The following is a 2,974-nucleotide window of genomic DNA, read 5'->3' as shown; positions in this document are numbered from 1 at the left end:
TCATTACGGTGTGCGCCCTGTTCTGGCGTGGTCAGGGCTTGCGGGAATGACGGTATCTGTTCTTATCGTGAACATGGAATCCGCATTTCCCGCACCCGCGCGGGTCGTTCCCGACGGAGGTAGCCCGTGGCCACGCCAGCACAGTGGATCGAGGGGGCCCGGCTCCGGACGCTGCCGATGGCCCTCGCCCCCGTGGTGGCCGGCTCCGCCGCGGCCCAGGCCCTGCACTCGTTCGACCCCGTCCGCGCGCTGCTCGCGCTGCTGGTCGCCCTCCTCCTGCAGATCGGCGTGAACTACGCCAACGACTACTCCGACGGCATCCGGGGCACCGACGACGACCGCGTGGGCCCCCTGCGCCTCACCGGCTCCGGGGCCGCCGCGCCGGGGCAGGTGCGGGCGGCGGCGCTGCTGTGCTTCGGCCTGGCCGCGCTCGCCGGCGCGGCTCTGGTGGTGCTGAGCCGTCAGTGGTGGTTCATCCCCGTGGGCCTCTCGGCCGTGCTCGCCGCGTGGGGGTACACCGGCGGACGCAGCCCGTACGGGTACCGCGGGCTCGGGGACGTGTTCGTGTTCGTGTACTTCGGGCTCGTGGCCGTGCTCGGCACCACGCTCACCCAGGCAGGCACCCTCAACCTCGAGGCCTTCGTCGCGGCCCTGTCCACCGGTCTGATCGCCACCGCCCTGCTGATGGCCAACAACATCCGGGACCTGCCCGGGGACCGGGAGGTCGGCAAGCGGACCCTGGCCGTGCGGCTGGGCGACCCGCTGGCGCGGGTGGTGTTCACCGCGGAGATCGCCGTGGCGTTCGCGCTCGTGCTGTTCCTGGTGCCCGACAACCCGTGGATGCTCCTGGTGCTGCTGCTCCTGCCCCTGGCGTGGGCGCCCGTGGCCACGGTGCTGCGGGTGCAGGACCGGCGCCAGCTCATCCCCGTGCTCCGGCAGTGCGGGGTGCTCAACGTGGGCTGGGCCGTGCTCTTCCTGCTGGCGGTGCTGCTGCGGCAGTGGTGGTGAGCACCCGGTGAGGACGCGGCGGCGGGCGGCTCAGACCTCGCGGCCGTCCTCGCGCAGCCGCCGGTCCACGTAGGCGTCCTCGACCTCCTGGTCCTCCAGCGCCACCCGGTTGCGGGGCTTCGGCGCCCGCGCGAACCACCGGTGGAACTCCTCCCCCGCGGCGCTGTGCAGGCGCGGGAAGAACAGGTAGGAGACCGCGAAGGAGATGACCACCGCGGCGACCCCGGACAGGACCAGCCCCACGCCCAGCCACATGCTGAGCAGGAAGGCCAGCACGAGCAGCGCGAACCGGAGCAGGGAGTACTTCAGGAAATTCACGCGCCCAGTCTAGCCGGAGCTCCTGACAGGTTCCCCGGGCCGGCGGAGCGGCGGACAGGGCCTCCGGAGCGCTGAGCTGGCGTCCAGGCAACTCCCCTACGATTGTCGGCATGGGCAGAGCCATCCTCATCATCGGCGCGGCCGCTTTGGCGGTGGGCGTGATCGTCTACTCCCTCATCGAGTGCGCCCGGACCGACAGCACCGACATGCGCGGTCTCCGCAAGGGAGGCTGGATCGCGGTGATCCTCCTCCTCCCCCTCCTCGGCGCCCTCCTGTGGCTGTTCCTCGGGCGGCCCAAGGGCACCGCGGAGTCCTCGCGTCCCGCGCGCGGCAGGGGGCCCGACGACGACCCCCAGTTCCTGCGCAACCTCGAGGAGCGCCGCCGGCAGCAGGAGAAGGCCGAGAAGCTCCGGCAGTGGGAGGAGGAGCTGCGACGCAACGGCGGACCGGGAGCGTCCGGCGGCACCGGGCCGGACGGGGCTCCCGGCGAGCGCCCCGACGACGGGCCCTCCGGCGGCTCGTCCGCCGGCCGCAGCGACGGGCCGACGGACGGCTCCCCCGGCAGCCGGCCCCCGCGCGGCTGATCCGCCCGGCAGGACCGCCCGGCAGGACCGCACGGCGGGACCACCCGGCAGGGCCCCACGGCAGGACCGCTCAGAGCGGGACCACGCGCCGGAGCCGCCCCGCCGCGGACCCGACCGGGCCGGACGCCCCGGCCACGACCGCCCCGACCACGACGAACGGCCCGCACCTGCCGGTGCGGGCCGTTCCGGTGTCGTCGCCCGGCGGGGCGGCCGGGTCAGACCCCGGAGTAGGAGTGCAGGCCGGGGAAGACGGTGTTGACCACGGTGAAGTTGAAGATCACGCAGAGGTAGCCGACGATCGACAGCCAGGCCGACCGGTTGCCGGTCCAGCCCCGGGTGGCGCGGGCGTGCATGTAGGCGGCGTAGACCACCCAGATCACGAAGGTCCAGACCTCCTTGGTGTCCCAGCCCCAGTAGCGGCCCCAGGCCTGCTCCGCCCAGATGGCGCCGGCGGCGAGGGTGAAGGTCCAGAACGCGAACCCGACCGCGTTGAGCCGGAAGGACAGGTTCTCGAGCGCCTGGGAGGACGGGACCATCGCCAGGAACCCCGCGCCGGGCCGCTCGCCGGACAGGATGATCTGCTCCCGCCGGGCCTGCAGCAGCTGCAGGACGGCCATGGCGAACGTGATGGTGAAGATCCCGGAGGCGGCCACGGCGATGGACACGTGGATCACCAGCCACCAGGACTGCAGGGCGGGCTGCAGCGGTCCCACCGGGGTGGGGAAGCCGATGGTGGCCGCGCAGAGCATGATCACCACGAGCCCGGAGACCAGGGAGCCCACGAAGCGCAGGTCCCGGGCCAGCAGGGCCAGCAGGAACACGCCCGCGACGACCAGGGCGCCCGTGGTGCAGAACTCGTACATGTTGCCCCACGGCACCCGCCCGGCCGCGAAGGCCCGGCTGAGCACGGCGGCGGCGTGCACGGCGAAGCCCAGGACCATGACGGCCACGGCCACGCGGGCGGCGGGCCGGCGCTCGCCGGTGTAGCGCATCTCCTCGTCCGCCACGTGGCCGGACAGGGCGGAGCGCGCGCTCGTGCGGTAGCCGCGCCCGCGGTGGCCCGC

General features: G+C 73.5%; 4 protein-coding genes. 2 read left to right on the top strand and 2 right to left on the bottom strand.

From position 1 onward, the window contains the following. Positions 1-126 precede the first annotated feature (126 nt). Positions 127-1,008, top strand: a complete 882-nt coding sequence (locus CRM73_RS18685) for a 1,4-dihydroxy-2-naphthoate polyprenyltransferase (RefSeq protein WP_017832474.1) — start codon at positions 127-129, stop codon at positions 1,006-1,008. Between the two features lie 30 nt (positions 1,009-1,038). On the opposite strand, the gene CRM73_RS18680 is transcribed toward CRM73_RS18685, so the two are convergent. Beyond that, positions 1,039-1,326, bottom strand: coding sequence for a DUF4229 domain-containing protein (locus CRM73_RS18680; protein WP_017832475.1), 288 nt, complete (start codon positions 1,324-1,326; stop codon positions 1,039-1,041). A gap of 110 nt (positions 1,327-1,436) precedes the next feature. Here CRM73_RS18680 and CRM73_RS18675 point away from each other — a divergent pair, with 110 nt between their 5' ends. Then, positions 1,437-1,910, top strand: coding sequence for a PLDc N-terminal domain-containing protein (locus CRM73_RS18675; protein ID WP_017832476.1), 474 nt, complete (start codon positions 1,437-1,439; stop codon positions 1,908-1,910). A 215-nt stretch (positions 1,911-2,125) separates the two neighbouring features. On the opposite strand, the gene ccsB is transcribed toward CRM73_RS18675, so the two are convergent. Next, a partial coding sequence (ccsB, locus tag CRM73_RS18670) for a c-type cytochrome biogenesis protein CcsB (RefSeq protein WP_229588729.1) occupies positions 2,126-2,974 on the bottom strand: 849 nt, incomplete at its 5' end.

It is taken from the genome of Kocuria sp. CCUG 69068, from assembly GCF_020833785.1.
In the GTDB taxonomy this organism is placed as follows: domain Bacteria; phylum Actinomycetota; class Actinomycetes; order Actinomycetales; family Micrococcaceae; genus Kocuria; species Kocuria rosea.
This window is presented reverse-complemented; position numbering and strand designations above follow the sequence as displayed.

Coding starts and splice junctions, on each gene's coding strand:
- CRM73_RS18675 (WP_017832476.1), top strand. CDS start 1,437: ATGGGCAGAGCCATCCTCATCATCGGCGCGGCCGCTTTGGCGGTGGGC.